Consider the following 19,894-nt stretch of genomic DNA (forward strand, 5'->3'; position numbering starts at 1 on the left):
GAGGCATGGCTTCAACCCAAGGTGCCCATCGGATCCTGGTCGCCTCCAACCGCGGCCCGGTCACCTACGACGTCCGTGAGGACAGCTCGCTGCACGCCAAGCGGGGCGGCGGCGGGCTGGTCTCGGGCCTCTCGGCGATCGGGCCGGACGCGGGCGCCCTGTGGGTGTGCTCGGCGCTCGGCGACGGGGACCGCGAGGCGGTGCGGCGCGGGGTCGGCGAGGACGGCGTACGGATGCTGGACATCAACGCCGACGTGCATGCGGACGCGTACAACGGCATCGCGAACTCGGTGCTGTGGTTCGTCCACCACATGCTGTACCAGACGCCGCTGGAGCCGGTCTTCGACGCGGAGTTCCGGCGGCAGTGGGCGTCGTACGAGACGTACAACCGCGCGTTCGCGCGGGCGCTGGCCGAGGAGGCCGCCGACGGTGCCGTGGTGGCCGTACAGGACTACCACCTGACCCTCGTCCCCGAGATGCTGCGCGAGCTGCGCCCCGACCTCCGGATCGGGCACTTCTCGCACACGCCGTGGGCGCCGGTGGACTACTTCCGGATGCTGCCCGACGACATCGCCGAGCAGGTGCTGCGCGGCATGCTGGGCGCCGACCGGCTCGGCTTCCTCACCCACCGCTGGGCGGCCGCGTTCACCGCGTGCGCCGACGAGCTCGTCGGCGGCCTCGGTGACACCCGGGTCGGCGTGCACGGCCTCGGCGCGGACGCCGACTTCCTGCGCCGGCGTTCGCACGAGGCGGACGTCGCCGAGCGGATCGTGGCGCTGCGGGAGCAGATCGGCGCGGGACGGAAGACGATCGTGCGGGTCGACCGGACCGAGCTGTCGAAGAACATCGTGCGCGGGCTGCTGGCGTACCGGCACCTGCTCGACGAGCACCCCGAGTGGCGCGAGGGGGTCGTACACGTCGCCTTCGCGTACCCGTCCCGGCAGGACCTCGCCGTGTACCGGGACTACACGGCCGAGGTGCAGCGCCTCGCCGACGAGATCAACTCCCAGTACGGGACGCCGGGTTGGACCCCGGTCGTGCTGCATGTCAAGGACGACTTCGCACGCTCCCTCGCCGCGTACCGGCTGGCCGACGTGGCCCTCGTCAACCCCATCCGGGACGGCATGAACCTCGTCGCCAAGGAGGTGCCGGTCGTCTCCGACGAGGGGTGCGTGCTGGTGCTGTCGCGGGAGGCGGGGGCGTACGAGGAGCTGGGCGAGGACGCGATTTCCGTGAACCCTTACGACGTGGTCGGCACGGCGCGGGCGTTGTACGAGGCGCTGTCGATGCCGCTCGGGGAGCGGGCCGAGCGGACGAAGCGGTTGGCTGCCGCCGCGACTGCGCTGCCGCCCGCCCAGTGGTTCCTGGACCAGCTGCGCGAGCTGGAGCGCTGAGCACGAGGAGTCCAACAGCGCTCCCCGTTGGTCCATGGGCCCCGTGATCCCCCGCCGGCTGCCTTCCGCGCATGTCTCTCTGGCGTACGCGCCTCCTCACGGCGCTGACAGTGGTGGCTCTCTTGCCCACCGGTGCGGCCCTCGCGAAGACCTCCGTCGGCACGCCGATCCGCGGTTCGTGTCCGAGGCGCCGGGCGCTCCGGCGGACGTACGTCTGCGTGCCGGCTCACCCGCCCGCGGTGCCGGATCGATCACCGCGCGCGGCAGGGACCACTTCGGGAACCGGATCCCGGACCCGTCCAATATCGGCGCCGATCAGTCGAGTTGAGCCGCCAGGACGGAGAGCAGTCGTACGACGCCGGGCGGGCCGTCCACCACCAGGTCGGCCCGGTCGGCGAGTTCGGCGACCTCGGAGCTGCCGCTGCACACCAGGAGCCCCGGGATGCCGTCGGAGCGGAGCTTGTCGACGGCGGCGAAGGCGGGCAGGTCGCCCAGGTCGTCGCCGGCGTAGAGGACGGACTCGGCGCCGATCTCGCGGACGTACTCCAGGAGGGCAACGCCCTTGTCCATGCCGGGGGGACGGAGTTCGAGGACCATGCGGCCCGGTTCGACGATCAGGCCGTGCCGGGTGGCCAGGTCGGTGAGGGGTTCGCGCAGGGCCTCGAAGGCGGCCTGCGGGTCCGCGGCGCGGCGGGTGTGGACGGCGACGGCGCGACCCTTCTCCTCGATCCAGGTGCCCTGCCAGGCGCCGATCCTGTCGAGGAATCCGGGCAGCTCGGCGCGGACGGCGGCGACGCCGGGGTGGGGGGCGGGGGCGCTGACCGTGCCGCTCACCGCGTCCCAGCGTTCGGCGCCGTAGTGGCCGAGGACGACCAGGTGCTGCAGGCCCGGCACGCCCGCGAAGCCGCCGTAGCGGACCGCTACGCCGGCCGGGCGGCCGGTGACGACGGCGACCGAGGCCACCTTCGGGGCGAGGGCCGCGAGTGCGGGGACCGCGTCCGGGTGGGCGCGGGCCTGGTCGGGGTCGGGGACGATCGGGGCGAGTGTTCCGTCGAAGTCGAGCGCGATCACGGCCCGGGCGGGCCGCGCGAGGATGGCGTCGAGGCCGTCGCGCCCGGCGGGGGTCGCGGGCGTCGGCAAGGAGTCCGTGGATTCCGGGTGGCTGCCCATACGCCGACCCTATCCGCGCGCGGGCCCGGGGGCGGGTGCCGGTGGGTGGGTGGGTGGGATGTTTTTCGCCCCCGCCGCCCCTGCCCGTCCCATCCTTCTGGGGCTCCGCCCCAGACCCCGCTCCTCAAACGCCGGAGGGGCTGAAAATCTTTAGCCCGTCCGGCGTTTGAGGACGAGCGCGTCAGCGCGACACGGGGGTCCCACCGTCACCGCTCCCCCCTCCGCGCCTCCCGGACCCGGCGGAGCCGGTTGACCGTCACGGGATCGTGGGCGAGGGCCCGCGGATCGTCGAGGAGGGCGTTCAGCAGCTGGTAGTAGCGCACGGGAGCCAGGCCCAGCTGCTCCCGTATCGCCCGCTCCTTGGCCCCGGGCCCGGCGAAGCCACGCCGCTCCAGCGCGAGAATCCCCCGCTCCCGCGGACCGAGCTCTTCCATCGCCATGGACAGCACCGTAGCCCCACCCACCGACAGTCAGTCCTGGGCGGTGCTGTCCGCCGCGGTCGCCGCGACCTGGAGGGAGCCGAGCACCGCGGCCGGGCTGCCGTTCGGGCTCACGGCCTTGCCGATCTGCTTCTTGACGGCGGCGCTGACGTCGGCCCAGGAGGTCTTCCCGACGGGATAGAGCTCGGAGACGGGGAGCTGCTCCAGGAACGGAGCGAGGTCCTTGTCGTCCTTGTCGGCGGCCATGGCCTGGGACGCGGCCGTCGTGACCGGCAGCAGGTCGTACTCGTGGGAGAAGGCGAGCACGTTCTTCTCGCTGTAGACGAAGTCGAGGAAGTCCCCGACCTGCTCACGGTGGCCGTTCTTCTTGAAGGCCATCATCCAGTCGGCGACCCCCATCGTGGCCTTGGCCGACCCGTCGGCCCCGGGCATCGGCACCATGCCGAACTTCACGCCCTTCGCGGCGGCCGTCTTCATCAGCGTGGGGTGCCCGCTGAGCATCCCGACCTCACCCCGGGTGAACGCGGCGAACGCGTCAGCGCGGTTCAGCTTCGCGGGCGCGACGGGTCCGGTGAGCCCCTTGCCGACCATCTCGTCCTTGAGCCAGGTGAGCGTCCTGACGTTCTCCGCGGAGTCGAGGGAGTACGTACCGACGTCGTCGGTGAAGCCGCTGCCGGCGCTTCCGCCGCTCAGCAGCCACTGCATCGTCTCCGCCTGCGCCTCCTCGGGCCCCAGCGGCAGCGCGTACGGGAACTTCACGCCCTCGGACTTGAGCACCTCGGCGTCGGCCGCGAGCTCGCTCCAGGTCTGCGGCGGGGTGATCCCGGCCTGCGAGAACAGCGTCTTGTTGTAGAAGAGCAGCCGGGTGGAGGCGGCGAACGGCATGCCGTACTGCACCCGGTTCATCTCCCCCGCGTCGGTGAGCTGCGGGACGAAGCCGGCCTGGACGGGTATGGAGAGCAGTTCCTCGGCCTTGTAGAGCTGGCCCTTCGCGGCGTAGTCGGCGTACGCGCCGATCTGCGCCATGTCGGGGGCCTTGCCCGCCGCGACCATCTCCTTGACCTTGCGGTCGACGTCGGTCCAGGAGTAGACGCTGACCTCGACCTTCACCTGAGGGTGGTCGGCCTCGTACTCCTTGACCAGCTTGTCCCAGTACTTCTGGGAGCTGTTGGCCGCGGAGTCGCCGTAGTCGGCGGCGACCAGTCTGAGGGTGACGTCCGAGGAACCGCCCGAGCTGCCGCAGCCCGCAAGGGTCGCCGTCATGCCCAAGGCGGAGACCACCGCGATCAGTCCTGTCCTACGCCGCTGCACTGCCCGTTCTCCCACCCCTGGCCAACCTCTGGCCGTATTTGCTTGTGCGTCCGTTGCAGCCGTCTCGGCATGCGGATACAAGGTCTACACCACGCGAGTGGACTAGACCTCTCCTGGGGTAAGGGGCGACACTGTCCCCCGTGAGACATGTCATCGCCCTCGATGTGGGCGGCACCGGGATGAAGGCCGCCCTGGTCGGGGCGGCCGGCGAGCTGCTCCATCAGGCCCGCCGTGCCACGGGCCGGGACCGCGGACCCGACGCCGTCGTCGAGACGATCCTCGGCTTCGCCGCCGAGCTGCGCGCGTACGGCGAGGAGCACCTCGGCGAGCCCGCCGTGGCCGCCGGAGTCGCCGTCCCCGGCATCGTCGACGCCGCCCGCGGCATCGCGGTGTACTCGGCCAATCTCGGCTGGCGTGACGTACCGATACGCCGCCTGCTCGGCGACCGCCTCGGCGGCACGCCGGTGGCGCTCGGGCACGACGTGCGCACGGGCGGACTCGCGGAGGGCCGGATCGGCGCGGGCCAGGGGACCGACCGGTTCCTGTTCGTACCGCTCGGCACCGGCATCGCGGGCGCGATCGGCATCAACGGCGGTGTCGAGGAGGGCGCACACGGCTTCGCGGGCGAGATCGGCCACATCGTCGTACGGCCCGGCGGGACCCTGTGTCCGTGCGGTCAGCGCGGCTGTCTGGAGCGGTTCGCGTCGGCGGCGGCCGTCAGCCAGGCCTGGGCGGCTGCCTCCGGGGACCCGGACGCGGACGCGGCGGACTGCGCGAAGGCCGTGGAGTCGGGGGACGCGCGGGCGATCGCCGTCTGGCAGGAGGCCGTCGACGCGCTCGCCGACGGGCTCGTCACCGCGCTCACTCTGCTGGACCCGCGCACCCTGATCATCGGTGGCGGTCTGGCGGAGGCCGGGGAAACCTTGTTCACACCGCTGCGGGCCGCCGTCGAGCGGCGCGTCACCTTCCAGAAGCTGCCCGCCATCGTTCCCGCGGCCCTCGGGGACACGGCCGGATGCCTGGGCGCGGGCCTGCTGGCCTGGGATCTACTCGAAACCGACATCACCGACCGCTCGGAGGTAACCACCTGATGGCCCCTAGCAAGGTTCTCGCCGGCGCCCGGGTGGTCCTGCCCACCGGGATCGTGGACGGCGGCCGCGTGATCGTGGACGGCACGCGGATCGCCGGGAGCGCCGCCGAGGACGCCCAGACCGTGGATCTGAAGGGCCACTGGCTCGTCCCCGGCTTCGTCGACATCCACAACCACGGCGGCGGCGGCGCCTCCTTCACCTCGGGCACGGTCGACGACGTACTCAAGGGCGTCCACACCCACCGCCTGCACGGCACCACGACGGTCGTCGCCTCCACCGTCACCGGCGACATGCACGGCCTCGCCCAGCGCGCCGGGCTGCTCTCCGAGCTGGCCGAGCAGGGCGACATCGCGGGCATCCACTTCGAGGGCCCGTTCATCTCGCCGTGCCGCAAGGGCGCGCACTCCGAGGAGCTGCTGCGCGACCCGGAACCGGCCGAGGTCCGCAAGCTGATCGACGCGGCGCGCGGCCGGGCCAGGATGGTCACCCTCGCCACCGAACTGCCGGGCGGCATCGCCTCCGTACGCCTGCTGGCCGAGCACGGGGTGATCGCGGCGATCGGACACACGGACGCGACGTACGAGCAGACGCAGAAGGCCATCGACGCGGGCGCGACGGTGGCCACGCACTTGTTCAACGCGATGCCCGCGCTCGGCCACCGCACACCGGGCCCGATCGCGGCGCTCCTCGAGGACGAGCGGATCACGGTCGAGCTGATCGACGACGGCGTGCACCTGCACCCGGCCTCGCTGCAACTGGCGTTCCATCACGCGGGCGCGCACCGGGTCGCGTTCATCACGGACGCGATGGACGCGGCGGGCTTCGGCGACGGCCGCTACATGCTCGGCCCGCTGGAGGTCGAGGTCAGCGAGGGCGTCGCCCGCCTGGTGGAGGGCGGCTCGATCGCGGGCTCCACGCTCACCCTCGACCGCGCCTTCAAGCGGGCCGTGACGATCGACCGGCTGCCGGTCGAGGACGTCGTGGCGGCCATCTCCGCCAACCCGGCGCGCCTGCTGGGCGTGTACGACAAGGTGGGCTCGCTGGAGCCGGGCAAGGACGCCGATCTGGTGGTCCTGGACGCCGACTTCGAGCTCAAGGGCGTGATGCGCAAGGGCGCCTGGGTGGTGGATCCCCAACTGGGCTGATTCACCCCATTGTTGCCGTACGGCGGTTGGCCCGCGGGACTGGGCCGACCGCCGTTGTGTTTGGCATGATCTAGCCTCCGGAACAACCGGCAAGCGCGTTCCGAGCGTCCACTACATGTTCTCTTCGGGGGAGGTCGGCCCAGGTGATCCTCACGGTCACACTGAACACCGCTCTCGACATCACCTATCGCGTACGGTCCCTGCGGCCGCACACCTCGCACCGGGTGACCGAGGTGACCGAACGCCCCGGCGGCAAGGGCCTGAACGTGGCCCGGGTGCTCGCCGCACTCGGCCACGAGGTGACGGTCACGGGCTTCACCGGCGGCGCGACGGGCCGCGCCGTGCAGGAGCAACTCACGCACACGCCGGGCGTGGTGGACGCGCTGGTCCCGGTGGAGGGTTCAACGCGCCGCACGATAGCGGTGGTGGACACGACGACGGGTGACACGACGCAGCTCAACGAGCCCGGCCCGGCGATAGCCCGCACCGAGTGGTCCGCCTTCCAGGAGGCGTACGAGGATCTGCTGCGCTCCGCCTCCGCGGTGGCCCTGTGCGGCAGCCTGCCTCCGGGGGTACCGGTGGGCGCGTACGCCCACCTCGTGCGCACGGCACGCGCGATGGCGGTCCCGGTCCTGCTGGACACCAGTGGCGAACCGCTGCGCCGCGGAGTCGCCGCCCGCCCCGACATCGTCAAGCCCAACAGCGACGAACTCGCCGAGCTCACCGGCTCCCACGACCCGTCGCAGGCCACCCGCGACGCCCGCCGCCGCGGCGCCCGCACCGTCGTGGCCTCGCTGGGCGCGCAGGGCCTCCTCGCGGCGAACACGGAGGGCCGCTGGCACGCGACCCCGCCACGCCGCGTACACGGCAATCCGACGGGCGCGGGCGACTCGGCCGTCGCGGGCCTGCTGTCGGGGCTGGTGGAGCGCCTGCCGTGGCCGGACCGCCTGGCGCGGGCCGTCGCCCTGTCCGCGGCGACCGTACTGGCCCCCGCGGCGGGCGAGTTCGACCGGGCGGCGTACGAGACGCTGCTGGGGCAGATCACGGTGACGGGGGACGCGACGGCGGCGTGACCGCCGTCGGCTCAGCTGGCCTTGCCCTCCTTCAGCGACAGCTGGTCGAGGAGGATGTTGCAGCTGTCGCCGTCCTGGCAGGAGATGGAGATCGTGTTGGTGCCCTTGTTGAGGGTCGGATACGCGAAGGTCTGCGTCCAGCCCTTCGCGAAGTCACCGTCGGCGGCGCCCGTGAAGTTGGACAGGTTCAGCTTGCTGCCGAACGTCTTGCCGTTGACCGTGAGCGTCATGCTCGCGTCGTCACCGGCCACGCTGTAGCGCGTGAACAGGGTGTAGAGGCCGTCCTTGGGAATGCCGCTGACGGTCCAGGTGACCGAGGCGCCGACGTTGTTCAGGCCCGTCACGTAGACACCGCCGTCGGCGCTCGCGCCCTTGACGTCCGACGCGGTCGACACGCCGGTCCCCAGGTTCAGCGCCTTCGCGTCGATCGCCGGCAGGTCAGCGGAGGCACCGGCGCTCGGGGACGCCGACTGGCTGGGCGACGCGCTCTGGGACGTCGACGGGGTCGAGCCCGCCTGGTCGCCGGTCTTGTTGTCGTTCGAGTCGCCGCCGATCATGGCGACGCCGATGCCGATGACGACGACCGCGACCACGGCGATCGCGGCGATGAGGAGGCCCTTGGTGTTCGGGCCGCGGCCACGTCCGCCGCCGTCGCCGTGCAGCGGCTGCCGGGTCGTGGGCGCGCCGCCGGGGACCGTCTCGGGCGCGGCGTAGTGAGCGTTCGGCTGGCCGTACGCGGGCTGCTGCTGGCCGTAGCCCTGCTGCTGCCCGTATGCCTGCTGCTGGGGCACCTGTCCATAGGCGGCCGTCGGCGCCTGCTGTCCGTACTGGCGCTCGCCGACCGCCCGCACCCGGTTGACCGAGCCGGGGTAGCCGTAGCCACCGCCGCCGCTCGGCGGCTGGGCTCCGGCGGCCTGACCGTCGGCGTACAGATAGCCGAACGGGTCGTCGTCCTCGGGCGTGCTCGCGCCGTTGTTGCCGGGCGTCATCCCTTGGTCTCCTCAACAGGTGCGGTTCGGATGCGGTCGGTTCACATTCACTGCATGGATGAATGGCGAGCCTACCCGCTCTCCGGGAGCCAAACGGGTGGCCTTCACCGCATCAACGCACTGACCTGCGTTTTATCCCGCGCGCCTGTGCTGTTTGGGACGAGACCGTTTCTCGACGTACATCCGTTCGTCAGCGGACTTCAGCACCTCGTCCGCCGTCAAGCCGCAGTGTGCCCACCCGATGCCGAAGCTGGCGCCCACCCGGACGGCCCGGCCGTCCACGCGGATCGGCGGGATGATCGCGTTCCGCAGCCGTACGGCGAGGTCGGCGGCGTCGGCCCGGCCGAGCCCGTCGGCGAGCACCACGAACTCGTCGCCGCCGAGCCGGGCGACCGTGTCCCCGTCGCGGACACCGTTGGTCAGCCGTCTCGCCACCTCGATGAGCACCGCGTCACCCGCGTTGTGCCCGAAGCGGTCGTTGATCGACTTGAAGCCGTCGAGGTCGCAGAAGAGGACCGCGAGCCCCTTGGTGCCGTCGTCCGTCTCACCCTCGGGCGCGATCGTGTGGACGTGGTGGTCGAAGGCGTCGTACACCTCGGCGCCCGGCCGGAAGTCGAATCCGTGGCTGTTGCCGTCGTATCCGCCAGGCGTGTCGTACGTGCCGCCGCTCGGCAGCTCCGCGTACTGCCCGTGCCCGTACGCCGCGTCCAGCGACTCGACCATGCCCGGCGGGAGGGCCTGCGGGCGCTGGCAGAGGCGGGCGCTGAGCCGGGAGCGCAGCTCGGCGGAGTTCGGCAGGCCGGTGAGCGAGTCGTGCGAGGCGCGGTGGGCGAGCTGGAGCTCGCGGCGCTTGCGCTCCTCTATGTCCTCGACGTGGGTGAGGAGAAAACGGGGGCCGTCGGCGGCGTCCGCGACGACGGAGTTACGGAGGCTGACCCAGACGTACGTGCCGTCCCGGCGCCCCAGTCTGAGCTCCGCGCGCCCGCCCTCGGCCGAGGTCCGCAGCAGCGTGCCGATGTCCTCGGGGTGCACGAGGTCGGAGAAGGAGTAGCGGCGCATCGCGGAGGCGGGGCGGCCGAGCAGCCGGCAGAGCGCGTCGTTGGTGCGCAGGATCCGGCCGTGCTGGTCGCCGCCCATCTCGGCGATGGCCATGCCGCTCGGCGCGTACTCGAAGGCCTGCCGGAAGCTCTCCTCGCTGGCGCGCAGGGCCTGCTGCTCCCGCTCGAGCCGGACCAGGGCGCGCTGCATGTTCGCGCGTAGACGCGCGTTGCTGATCGCGATGGCGGCCTGGAACGCGTACATCTGGAGCGCCTCGCGCCCCCACGCGCCGGGCCGCCGGCCGTTGCGCGGCCGGTCCACGGACATCACGCCGATCAGCTCGCCGCAGCTGGCGCCCGAGACGCCGGGTGTGTACATCGGCGCGAAGAGGCGGTCGGAGGGGTGCCACTCGTCCTCGAAGCGGGGCGCGGGCCCGTCGGTGTACCACTGCGGTACGTCGTCCTCGTCGAGGACCCAGCCCTCGGTGTGCGGTATGAACCTGAGGTCGCCCCAGGCCTCGCCCATGCTCAGCCGGCGGTCCCAGGAGGCGCGGGAGCCGACGCGGCCGGTGATGAGGGCCTCGGCGGCGGAGTTGCCGGCGAGCGCGGCGACCACGAGATCGCCGTCCGGGCGTACGAGGTTGACACACGCCAACTCGTAGCCGAGACCGGTGACGACGCCGTCGGCGACGGTCTGCAGCGTGTCGGCCAGGCTGCGGGCGGTGTTCATGTCCGCCATCACCGTGTGCAGCTGCCGCAGGGTCGCAAGACGGACGTAGGGCTCCGACTCGGTCTCCATTCGGCCTCCCCTCGAGACCTCGCAGCAACTCCAGGATTCTCTTCGGCGTACTGGTTGGTAGCTTCTTTCTCAGGCTCCCCGCCACTGAATCACAGCGCGCTCCCCACTCGGTACACAGGGTCAACAAAATATGGCTCCTGTGACTCAAGTCACAGCGGAAGATGAACAATTGAGTGGGGTTTATGCATTTTCACCGTGCGTTTACTGAACGCATATATGGCAGCTGTGCAGGTGCTGTGAGCGGTTGTGTCCGTTGTGCCGGAGCCGACCGGAGCGGACCCGGGCCAGGCGTCCGTCGGTGGTCCTAGGACTCGGTTCGGGCCGAGGTCCGATGTGCCGCCGCAGGGGCGCAGACTAGCGTTTCGGCGTGCTGAAGACTTCCCCTGCCTTTCCCCCCTCCCCGCCCGTGCATGCTGAGGGGGTGAGCAACGACGAGTTCCGCGCCGCCATGACCCGACTGGCCGCGGGCGTGGTCCTGGTGACCGCGCACGAGCCCGCGCTGGACCCGAACGGCCCTGGTGGCGACGACGTCGGCATGACGGCGACGGCGTTCATGTCCGTCTCCCTGGACCCGCCGCTGGTCCTCGTCAGCCTGCGCGAGGGCTCGCGCATGGACGATCTGCTCGACGAGCAGCCCCTGTGGGGCGTCTCCGTACTCTCCGAGAGCCAGCGCCACATCGCGGGCCGCTTCGCCATGAAGGGCCGCATCAGCGACCGGCTGCTCTTCGAGGACATCCCGTACGTCCGCGGCGAGGCGGCCGGGGCACTGCTGGTGGGCGGCGCCCTGGCGACCCTGGAGTGCCGCACGGAGCAGCGGGTGACCGCCGGCGACCACACCCTCGTCATCGGCCGCGTGCTCACGGCGTCGGTGCCGAGCGCGGACGGGGGACCGCTGATGTACTTCAAGGGCCGGTACCGGCAGTTGGGTTAGCGCACCGGCGGTTTACCTCTCCAGGACAGTGACATCGAGCCCGGCCAGCCGCTCCGGGTCGTTGAGGATGTCGATCACGGCGATCTTCCCGTGTACGACCGTGAAGGCGAGAACGCTGACGGGGCGCCCCTCGGCCACGACCACGACCCCCACGGCACCGTTGACGAGGGCGGGCTGCGCGACACGGGCGAGGTGACCGACGGAGCTCGCCCCCGAGGCCACGGCGACCGCACCGGCGGTCACGCCGCCCTCGGACCGAGCCACGACATCCGGGTCGAGCACCGCGACGAGCGCGTCGAAGTCGCCGTCGCGCGCGGCCGCCAGGAACGCCTCCACGACCTCCCGCTGCTGGGCGAGGTCGGGATCCGGCGCGGGCGCCCCGCCCCGCACCCGGCGCCGGGCACGGCTGGCGAGCTGACGAGACGCCGCCGGCGTCCGGCCCAGGATGGGCGCGATCTCCTCGAACGGCACGGCGAACAGGTCGTGCAGCACGAAGGCGAGCCGCTCGGCGGGCGTCAGCTGCTCCAGTACGACGAGCAGGGCGAGGCCCACCGAGTCGGCGAGCAGCGCCTCCTGCTCGGGATCGATCCCGCTGAGCGGGCTGAGCACCGGCTCCGGCATCCGCACGCCGGGCTGCTCCTCCAGCGGCTCCTCACCCCGCGTCCTGCGCGACCGCAACATGTCGAGACACACCCGCCCCACCACGGTCGTCAGCCACCCGCCCAGATTGTCGACCCGGCTCGCATCGGCCCGGCTGAGCTTGAGCCAGGCCTCCTGCACCGCGTCGTCGGCCTCGCTGACCGAACCGAGCATGCGGTAGGCGACGGCGCGCAGATGACCACGATGGGCTTCGAACCGCTGCGCGAGCCGGCCGAGGAATTCGCTCTCCTCGGAACCATCGTCGGAACCATCCCGGAATTCCTGCCGGCTCATCGATCACATCTCCTCGTCGCGGTCCGTCACTGGTGTGACGGATCAGCGGACGTCGATGTGACAGCCGATGTGAAGGCCGATGTGACAGCCGATGCGAAGGCCGATGTGACAAGGGGGCTCAGCCCCAGTCGCGCTTAACCCCACTCGCGCCCGGAGCGTCCGCGCTTGGTGTCGGAGCGCTGCTTCTTCTCGCGCAGCCGACGCTCATTGATGCCCCGGGGGATACGGGTGGCCCGGCGGGGCTTGGGCGGCGGAGCGGTCGCCTCGGCGAGCAGGGAGGCGAGCCGTACGGCCGCGGTCTCCCGGTTGCGCCACTGCGACCGGTGCTCGGAGGCTCGGACGCTGACGACCCCGTCGACGAGCCGCCCGGCGAGCTTGGCGAGGGCGCGTTCCTTCCACACGGGCGGCAGCGCTTCGGTCTTCGCGAGGTCGAACCGCAGCTCGACCTGCGAGTCACTCGTGTTGACGTGCTGTCCGCCGGGCCCGCTGGAGCGCGAGAAACGCCACATGAGCTCGGCCTCGGGAAGGGAGACGGAGCCGCGAATGACGTAAGGACCGGACATGGCTCCATGGTCGCGTGCCTGTCCGGTCCACGTCACCCGGTTTTCCTTGCCCTCCGAGTAAAGAAAGTAAAGGGATGCGGAACCTCAGGGACCCCCCTTGGCGTTGATAGGGGTAGCTGTAGCTTCGTGCTCGTACGAAGCCCATACGTACGAGCACGCCGCGCGTACGCAACGAGGGAAGGGACTCCCAACAATGGCTGTAAGCCTGTCCAAGGGTGGCAACGTCTCGCTCACCAAGGAGGCTCCGGGCCTGACCGCCGTCACCGTGGGCCTCGGCTGGGACGTCCGCACCACCACGGGCACCGACTTCGACCTCGACGCCTCGGCGATCGCGGTCAACCCCCAGGGCAAGGTCTACTCGGACGGTCACTTCGTCTTCTTCAACAACAAGCAGACCCCCGACCAGACCATCGTCCACACCGGCGACAACCGCACGGGCGAGGGCGCGGGCGACGACGAGGCGATCAACGTCAACCTGGCGGGCCTCCCCGCCGACGTCGAAAAGATCGTCTTCCCGGTCTCCATCTACGACGCCGAGACCCGCTCGCAGAACTTCGGCCAGGTCCGCAACGCCTACATCCGCATCATCAACCAGGCCGGCGGCGCGGAAATCGCCCGCTACGACCTCTCCGAGGACGCCGCCACCGAGACCGCCATGGTCTTCGGCGAGCTCTACCGCAACGGCGCGGAGTGGAAGTTCCGCGCGGTCGGCCAGGGCTATGCCTCGGGCCTGGTGGGCATCGCGCAGGACTTCGGCGTGAGCGTCTGAGTCGCACACGACGGTTGAGAAGCCCCCGGGCCCGGGTGACACCGGGCCCGGGGGCTCTCCGTATGAGTGGCGACGCGTGCCGCGCACAGCGCCGCCACGTGCCCCCGCGTGCCCCCGCGTGCCCCCGCGTGCCGTCGTACTCGTATCGCACGTAGTCACTGATCGGCTCGAAGACGATGCGGGCACGCCGGATCACGACGCCACGGGCGCCCGCATCGCGCACAGCCTCATGCCGGCCGCCCCACCACGAGGACCGGTCAGCGGGGTCAAGCCGCTTGCTGGATCAGCCGTCCGGGACGAAATCACGGTGCGCACGGCATCGAGCGCTGCCAAGCTGCGCCGGCGAACCGTGAACAGCTCTCCCAGATCGCCCATTCGGACCACCCCATAAAGTCCCCCCTCGACGATGACTCGGTGAGCCGACTGCTGGAACGCGGTCTGCCGCGCGGCGACGGGCGTGTGCTCGACCTTGGTTGCGGGGGTGGGGAATGGCTGCTGCGCGCCCTGGCCATGCATCCACGGCTGCGCGCCGAGGGCGTGGACATCTCCGAGGATGCCCTGGCGCAGGCCCACGAGACCGCGACCCGCCTCGGTGTCCAGGAGCGCCTGGTACTCCACCGTCAAGAAGCCGAGGGCTTCTCCTCACCACACTCGTTCGACCTGGTGCTCAGCGTGGGGGCCACGCACGCCTTCGGCGGCCTGCTGCCCACCCTGGCGGCGGCACGCAAACACCTCGCTCCCGGGGGACGCGCGCTGATCGGTGAAGGCTTCTGGGCCCGCGAGCCCTCCCAGGAGGCCGTGGAGATACTGGGGAACTTCACCGACCTGGCAACCACGGTGGACCGCGTCGTCGCCGACGGGTGGACTCCCGTCCACGGCCACGTCAGCACGCGCGGCGAACTGGACGACTACGAGTGGGCCTGCTGGGGCTCACTGGCCTCATGGGCCCTGGATCACCCAGCCGACCCGGACAGCTCACAGGTGCTGGAGACAGCCACCGCCCGGCGCTCCGAATGGCTGCGCGCCTACCGGGACATCTGGGGCTTCGTCAGCCTGGTCCTGCGACCCACATCCGACTGACGTGGACGCCGAAGGGCGGAGCGCCGGAGCGGTTACGTCTCTGGGGCGTCGCTTCGGCCCCAGCCCCGTGAAGAAGGGGAGGGATGGGACCGACTGGAGGGGGAGGGTCAGGCCGAGAGACCGAACCGCGCCGGGTCGATACCGGCCGCGTCCAGTTCCCGTCGCGCGTTGGCCGCGACGCGAAGCGCTTCCGCCCTCTGCCATGTGGAGCTGCGCGAGCACCGCGCTGAGGCGCACTGACGGAACGACCCCTAGTCTCCGCCCATGCTCCTCGAACCCCTCCCCCTCACGCCCGACCACGACATCCCGACCCCGCTCCTCACCGAACTCACCGCCCTCTACGCCTCCCACCGCGACTTCCACGCCCTGAGCGGGGACTTCCCGGACCCCGACGACATCCGGCCGGAGCAGGTGGCGACCGCCCTCGCCGGGGAGTTGGCGAACCCGGACGCGGAGGTGCTGATCGCCCGGAGTGAGGGGCGGCTCGTGGGGGTCGTGATCACCCTGGCGCGACATCCCGATCCGGCCGATCCCGACCCGTGGATCGGGCTGTTGCTCGTGGACGTGAGCGTGCAACGCCAGGGGACAGGGAGGGAGTTGGCGGGTCTCGTCGAGGAGCGGTTCCAGAGCTCCGGGCGGACCGCCGTACGTCTCGCCGTCCTCGACAACAACCCCAAGGCCCTCGCCTTCTGGACCGCCCTCGGGTATGAGGTCATCGGGCGGCGCAGGGATCTCCAACTGGGGCGGCCCTGCGCGGTGTTGCGCAAGGTGCTGCGCACTCCGCGCCGCGCCGCGCGCGTCGCCGTCCTCGATCCCGACGGATCCGTCTTCCTCTTCCGGTACGACAACGAAGAGGTCGGCGTGCACTGGGCCATGCCCGGCGGCGGGCTCGAAGAGGGGGAGAGTCCGCGCGAGGGCGCCCTGCGGGAGCTGCGCGAGGAGACCGGGTGGGGCGACCTCGAGCCGGGCCCTCTGCTGTGCACCTGGGAGCACGACTTCACGCGGGCCGGGGTTCCCGTGCGCCAGCACGAGCACATCTACGTGGCGCGCGGACCGCGACGCGAGCCGGTCGGCGACCATCTCCGCGCCGCGCACGCCGAGGACGGGATCCTGAACTGGCGCTGGTGGACCCCGAGTGAACTGGCCCGATCGCCGGAGGCCCTGTGGCCGCCGGACCTTCACCAGCGGCTGACGGAGTGGGAGTCGACGCCGTGGAGTGAATGACGCTGGCGGGACCCAGACGCCCGCATACCGAACACCGCACCACGAATTCCGGAAACAACCATGTAAAAAGTTGACCGACCCCTGTCAAAGAAACCCCACAGGTGTCACTCTCTCCCCCATGCCACCCCCTCACGGCACGTGACGGCCCGTCACACCCCGACGGACGCCACATCTTTTCAAGGAGACCGAGTGAGACACCAGTCCCGCGCCTCCCGCAAGACCGCCTTCCGCGCCGCCGCCCTCGCCGCGTCGGCCGCGATGGTCGTGCTCGCCGTGCAGAACGGATCCGCCACCGCGGCCGGCACGCAGGCCCCCCAGGGCGCGGCCCCCGTCGCCCTGAGCGTGTCCGCCCGCGCCGCCGCCCTCAAGTCGGCCCAGGCGGACGTCGGTTCGATGGCCGAGAAGCTCGGGCTCGGCGCCCAGGAGCAGCTCGTCGTCCGGGACGTGGTGAAGGACGCGAACGGGACCGTCCACACCCGCTACGAGCGGACGTACGCCGGACTCCCCGTCCTGGGCGGCGACCTCGTCACGCACACCACGAAGAGCGGAACGCTCAAGAGCGTCAGCAAGGCCACGAAGGCCCGCATATCCGTGGCGTCCACCGACGCCAAGATATCCGCGGCCACCGCGAAAAAGTCCGCCCTCAGCGCCGCCGGTTCGCAGAAGAGCACCTCCGCGACCACGCGCAAGGTCGTCTGGGCCGGGGGCAGCACGCCCGTCCTCGCGTACGAGTCCGTCGTGAAGGGTCTGCAACACGACGGTACGCCCAGCGAGTTGCACGTCATCACCGACGCCGCCACCGGCAAGAAGCTGTACGACTACGAGGCGATCGACACCGGCACGGGCGCCAGCGAGTACAGCGGTACCGTCACCCTCGGCACCACCGCCTCCTCCTCCGGCGGCTACGACCTGATCGACGGCGGCCGCGGCGGCCACAAGGCGTACGACCTGAACGGCGGTACGTCCGGCACGGGCACCCTCTTCCACGACGCGGACGACAGCTGGGGCGACGGCACGCCCGCGAACCGCCAGACCGCGGCCGTCGACGCGGCCTACGGTGCCGCCGTCACCTGGGACTTCTACAAGAGCGCGTTCAACCGCAACGGCATCGCCGGCGACGGCAAGGCCGCCTACTCCCGCGTCCACTACGGCAACGCCTACGTCAACGCCTTCTGGTCCGACACCTGCTTCTGCATGACGTACGGCGACGGCGACGCCAACACGCACCCGCTCACCTCGCTCGACGTCGCCGGGCACGAGATGAGCCACGGGCTGACTGCCGCCACCGCCGGGCTGAAGTACAGCCGGGAGTCCGGCGGCCTGAACGAGGCCACCTCCGATATGTTCGGCACCTCGGTGGAGTTCTTCGCGAACAACTCCTCCGACGTCGGCGACTACCTCATCGGCGAGAAGATCGACATCTTCGGCAACGGCAAGCCGCTGCGCTACATGGACCAGCCCAGCAAGGACGGCAACTCCGCCGACTACTGGTCCCGCACCGTCGCCCGCCTCGACGTGCACTACTCCTCGGGCGTCGCCAACCACTTCTTCTACCTGCTGAGCGAGGGCAGCGGCGCGAAGACCATCAACGGGGTCAGCTACAACTCCCCGACGTACAACGGCTCCACGGTCACCGGCATCGGCCGCACCAAGGCCTACCAGATCTGGTACAAGGCCCTGACCACGTACTTCACCTCCTCGACGGACTACGCCGGCGCCCGCGTCGCCACCCTCCAGGCGGCGAGCGACCTGTATGGCGCGAGCAGCGCGGAGTACGCGGCGGTGGCCTCGGCCTGGACCGCGGTCAACGTGAACTAGCGGAGGCGGAAGGGGAGTCGGGCCACCTGCCCCGCACGGGTCGGGTCACGGGTGGTCCGGCTTGCCCTTCCCGTACAGCCAGTCCTTCCAGATCTCGCCGAAGTCCTTGTCGGGTGCCTTTTTCTCTACGTACGCCGTGAAGTCGGCGGTGTCCGCGTTGCCGTGGCGGTGGGTGGCGGCCCAGCCCTGGATGATGTCGTAGAACGCGTCGTCGCCGACGGTCTGGCGAATCTTGTGGAGGACCATCGCGCCGCGGTCGTAAACGGGGTGCTCGGAGATGTGGGCGGCACCGGAGGGTTTGGCGGGCGGGAAGGACCAGAGTTCCTCGTTGTCCTCTTCGGTGCCGTAGTAGTCGCCGTTGTAGAGCGAGTCGAAGATGTCCTGGGCGGTGTCGCCGTCGTGGTCCTCCTGCCACAGCCACTCCGCGTACGTGGCGAAGCCCTCGTTGAGCCACATGTCACGCCAGGACTTCGGCGTGACGGAGTTGCCGTACCACTGGTGGGCCAGCTCGTGGACGAGGGTCTCGGTGTCCGTGGGGCCGGGGAAGACGGGGCGGGTCTGGGTCTCCAGGGCGTAGCCCGCGTCCGCCGGGCGGTCGACGATGGCGCCGGTGGAGGAGAAGGGGTACGGGCCGAAGTTGTACTCCGCCCAGTCCATGATCTCCGGGATCTCGGCCAGCACCCGCTTGCTCGCCTCGGCCTGCGTCGGGTCGACGGCGACGTACACGGGCAGGCCGTTCTTCGTGGTCGAGCGGGTGATGTCGTACTGGCCGATCGCGAGCGTCGCGACATAGCTCGCCATCGGTTCGGCGGTGTGCCAGGCGAAGGTCGTACGGCCGTTCTTGGTCGTCGCGCTCGCCAACTCGCCGTTGGAGACCGCCTGCAGGCTCTCGGGGACCGTGATCGTGATGTCGTACGACGCCTTGTCGGAGGGGTGGTGGTTGCCGGGGAACCACGTCATCGAACCGGTGGGTTCGCCGAGGGCCAGCGCGCCGTCCGCCGTGGGCAGCCAGCCCTCCGTCGAGGCGTCGAGGTCGGTGATCGTCTCGGGGGTGCCCGAGTAGCGGACCGTCGCACGGAACGTCTCGCCCTTGTCGAGGTCGTCGTGCGGGCGCACGGTCAGCTCCTGGCCCGCCCGGTTCCAGCGGGCGCCCTGGCCCTCGACGGTGACGCCGGCGACGTCCAGGCCCTTCAGGTCGAGGTTGAACGCGCTGAGGTTCTGGGTGGCGCGCGCGGTGATCTCGGCCGTGCCTTTGAGGTGCCTGCTCTGCGGGTCGTAGGAGAGGGTCAGGCCGTAGTGGGTGACGTCGTAGCCGCCGTTGCCCATCCTCGGGAAGTACGGGTCGCGGACGCCCGAGGCGCCGGGCTTGCCGTGCACACCCCCGCTGCACGCGGTGAGGGCGACAGCGGCGGCCAGGGCAAAGGGGACGACGGCGGAAGATCGGGGCACGTCCACGATCCTACGAGGGCGTGACACCATCACCTACGTGCTCGACATCGGCTACGCCCTCTCCAACCGCTTCCCGGACCCCCCGCAGACCGACTACCGCCGCGCGGACGTGCACGCGCTGCGGCACGACCTGTTCTGCGGTGACGTCTATCTCGCCGACACCAAGGCGGACCGGGAGCTGTCCACAGCCTGGGGATGGGTGCCGGTACTCGACTTCGCGTGGGCGCTGTGCGACATCGCGGAGCAGCTCGACCAGGACCCGCGCGGCAGCCGGGCCTCCCGGCCCCAGCACGCGGAGCTCGACTTCACCGAGTCGACCGACCGCATGCTCTTCGAGCGCCGCTTCGGCTGGGTGGACGTCGAGGCCGACTGGATGCACCGCGACGAGGACCCGCTGACCTTCTCCCACTCCGAACTCCGCCGCGAGGCCCGCGACTTCCTGCACGACCTGATCGCCGACCTCACCGACCTGCACGACGACCTCGCCGAGAACCCGGCGATCTGGACCCTGCAGGCCCGCTTTCCGCGCGTCTCCTAGGGCCTGTCCGGTCGATCACGGTGGAGGGAAGCGACGGCGCCTTGTCAGCACCGGTGAGCGGGGTGTGGTGCGTGCAGCTGCAAGGCGGAGGAGGGCGTCGACGCGATGGGGGTCCCCCCGCGCGAGCGAAGCCGAGCGTG

18 protein-coding genes and 1 pseudogene are annotated in these 19,894 nt (G+C 70.9%); 10 read left to right on the plus strand and 9 right to left on the minus strand.

Annotated features, from left to right (window positions below):
- Positions 1-5: 5 nt before the first annotated feature.
- Complete coding sequence (locus ACZ4WS_RS38025) at positions 6-1,394, plus strand: alpha,alpha-trehalose-phosphate synthase (UDP-forming) (RefSeq protein WP_467987556.1); 1,389 nt, start codon at positions 6-8, stop codon at positions 1,392-1,394.
- Positions 1,395-1,709: 315 nt separating this feature from the next.
- Here the strand turns inward: ACZ4WS_RS38025 and otsB are convergent, their stop codons facing one another.
- The 3 genes from otsB to ACZ4WS_RS38040 all read right to left on the minus strand — a co-directional run bounded on the left by otsB (position 1,710) and on the right by ACZ4WS_RS38040 (position 4,315).
- Positions 1,710-2,564 (minus strand): trehalose-phosphatase, encoded by an 855-nt coding sequence (gene otsB / locus ACZ4WS_RS38030; protein WP_467987557.1) that lies wholly within the window; start codon positions 2,562-2,564, stop codon positions 1,710-1,712.
- 206 nt (positions 2,565-2,770) lie between these two features.
- Positions 2,771-3,004 (minus strand): DUF3263 domain-containing protein, encoded by a 234-nt coding sequence (locus ACZ4WS_RS38035; RefSeq protein ID WP_467987559.1) that lies wholly within the window; start codon positions 3,002-3,004, stop codon positions 2,771-2,773.
- Positions 3,005-3,034: 30 nt separating this feature from the next.
- Positions 3,035-4,315 (minus strand): extracellular solute-binding protein, encoded by a 1,281-nt coding sequence (locus ACZ4WS_RS38040; protein ID WP_467987560.1) that lies wholly within the window; start codon positions 4,313-4,315, stop codon positions 3,035-3,037.
- Positions 4,316-4,455: 140 nt separating this feature from the next.
- Here ACZ4WS_RS38040 and ACZ4WS_RS38045 point away from each other — a divergent pair, with 140 nt between their 5' ends.
- The 3 genes from ACZ4WS_RS38045 (at position 4,456) to ACZ4WS_RS38055 (ending at position 7,624) form a co-directional block, all read left to right on the plus strand.
- Positions 4,456-5,406 carry an ROK family protein gene (locus ACZ4WS_RS38045; RefSeq protein ID WP_467987561.1) on the plus strand — a complete coding sequence of 317 codons (951 nt, stop codon included), beginning with the start codon at positions 4,456-4,458 and terminating at the stop codon, positions 5,404-5,406.
- Positions 5,406-6,551: an N-acetylglucosamine-6-phosphate deacetylase gene (gene nagA, locus ACZ4WS_RS38050; RefSeq protein WP_467987562.1), complete on the plus strand. Its 1,146-nt coding sequence runs from the start codon at positions 5,406-5,408 to the stop codon at positions 6,549-6,551. The genes ACZ4WS_RS38045 and nagA overlap by 1 nt, the downstream gene beginning before the upstream one ends.
- 143 nt (positions 6,552-6,694) lie before the next feature.
- On the plus strand, positions 6,695-7,624 hold the full coding sequence (locus tag ACZ4WS_RS38055; protein WP_467987563.1) for a 1-phosphofructokinase family hexose kinase: 930 nt from the start codon (positions 6,695-6,697) through the stop codon (positions 7,622-7,624).
- An 11-nt stretch (positions 7,625-7,635) separates the two neighbouring features.
- Here the strand turns inward: ACZ4WS_RS38055 and ACZ4WS_RS38060 are convergent, their stop codons facing one another.
- On the minus strand, positions 7,636-8,613 hold the full coding sequence (locus tag ACZ4WS_RS38060; protein ID WP_467987564.1) for a carbohydrate-binding protein: 978 nt from the start codon (positions 8,611-8,613) through the stop codon (positions 7,636-7,638).
- Positions 8,614-8,745: 132 nt separating this feature from the next.
- Positions 8,746-10,449 carry a diguanylate cyclase CdgB gene (gene cdgB / locus ACZ4WS_RS38065; protein ID WP_467987566.1) on the minus strand — a complete coding sequence of 568 codons (1,704 nt, stop codon included), beginning with the start codon at positions 10,447-10,449 and terminating at the stop codon, positions 8,746-8,748.
- Positions 10,450-10,870: 421 nt separating this feature from the next.
- Here cdgB and ACZ4WS_RS38070 point away from each other — a divergent pair, with 421 nt between their 5' ends.
- Complete coding sequence (locus ACZ4WS_RS38070; RefSeq protein WP_467987567.1) at positions 10,871-11,380, plus strand: flavin reductase family protein; 510 nt, start codon at positions 10,871-10,873, stop codon at positions 11,378-11,380.
- 12 nt (positions 11,381-11,392) lie between these two features.
- On the opposite strand, the gene ACZ4WS_RS38075 is transcribed toward ACZ4WS_RS38070, so the two are convergent.
- Entirely contained in the window at positions 11,393-12,313 is a 921-nt protein-coding gene (locus tag ACZ4WS_RS38075; RefSeq protein ID WP_467987568.1) for a sigma-70 family RNA polymerase sigma factor, read from the minus strand.
- 134 nt (positions 12,314-12,447) lie between these two features.
- Positions 12,448-12,876, minus strand: a complete 429-nt coding sequence (gene arfB, locus ACZ4WS_RS38080) for an alternative ribosome rescue aminoacyl-tRNA hydrolase ArfB (RefSeq protein ID WP_467987569.1) — start codon at positions 12,874-12,876, stop codon at positions 12,448-12,450.
- 193 nt (positions 12,877-13,069) lie between these two features.
- On the opposite strand from arfB, the gene ACZ4WS_RS38085 reads away from it, so the two are divergent.
- Positions 13,070-13,645 carry a TerD family protein gene (locus ACZ4WS_RS38085; RefSeq protein WP_467987570.1) on the plus strand — a complete coding sequence of 192 codons (576 nt, stop codon included), beginning with the start codon at positions 13,070-13,072 and terminating at the stop codon, positions 13,643-13,645.
- A gap of 85 nt (positions 13,646-13,730) precedes the next feature.
- On the opposite strand, the pseudogene ACZ4WS_RS38090 reads toward ACZ4WS_RS38085, so the two are convergent.
- Positions 13,731-13,898: pseudogene (locus ACZ4WS_RS38090) on the minus strand (DUF6879 family protein); the annotation flags it as partial.
- A gap of 65 nt (positions 13,899-13,963) precedes the next feature.
- Here ACZ4WS_RS38090 and ACZ4WS_RS38095 point away from each other — a divergent pair.
- The 3 genes from ACZ4WS_RS38095 (at position 13,964) to ACZ4WS_RS38105 (ending at position 17,767) form a co-directional block, all read left to right on the plus strand.
- Entirely contained in the window at positions 13,964-14,725 is a 762-nt protein-coding gene (locus ACZ4WS_RS38095) for an SAM-dependent methyltransferase (protein WP_467987587.1), read from the plus strand.
- Between the two features lie 264 nt (positions 14,726-14,989).
- Positions 14,990-15,949 (plus strand): GNAT family N-acetyltransferase, encoded by a 960-nt coding sequence (locus ACZ4WS_RS38100; protein WP_467987571.1) that lies wholly within the window; start codon positions 14,990-14,992, stop codon positions 15,947-15,949.
- A gap of 258 nt (positions 15,950-16,207) precedes the next feature.
- Positions 16,208-17,767, plus strand: a complete 1,560-nt coding sequence (locus ACZ4WS_RS38105; protein ID WP_467987588.1) for a M4 family metallopeptidase — start codon at positions 16,208-16,210, stop codon at positions 17,765-17,767.
- Between the two features lie 45 nt (positions 17,768-17,812).
- On the opposite strand, the gene ACZ4WS_RS38110 is transcribed toward ACZ4WS_RS38105, so the two are convergent.
- Complete coding sequence (locus ACZ4WS_RS38110; protein ID WP_467987572.1) at positions 17,813-19,246, minus strand: M1 family metallopeptidase; 1,434 nt, start codon at positions 19,244-19,246, stop codon at positions 17,813-17,815.
- Between the two features lie 7 nt (positions 19,247-19,253).
- Between ACZ4WS_RS38110 and ACZ4WS_RS38115 the strand changes: the two genes are divergently transcribed.
- Positions 19,254-19,754, plus strand: coding sequence for a hypothetical protein (locus ACZ4WS_RS38115; protein WP_467987573.1), 501 nt, complete (start codon positions 19,254-19,256; stop codon positions 19,752-19,754).
- Positions 19,755-19,894: the final 140 nt, after the last annotated feature.

The organism is Streptomyces sp. NPDC029292 (assembly GCF_055569295.1).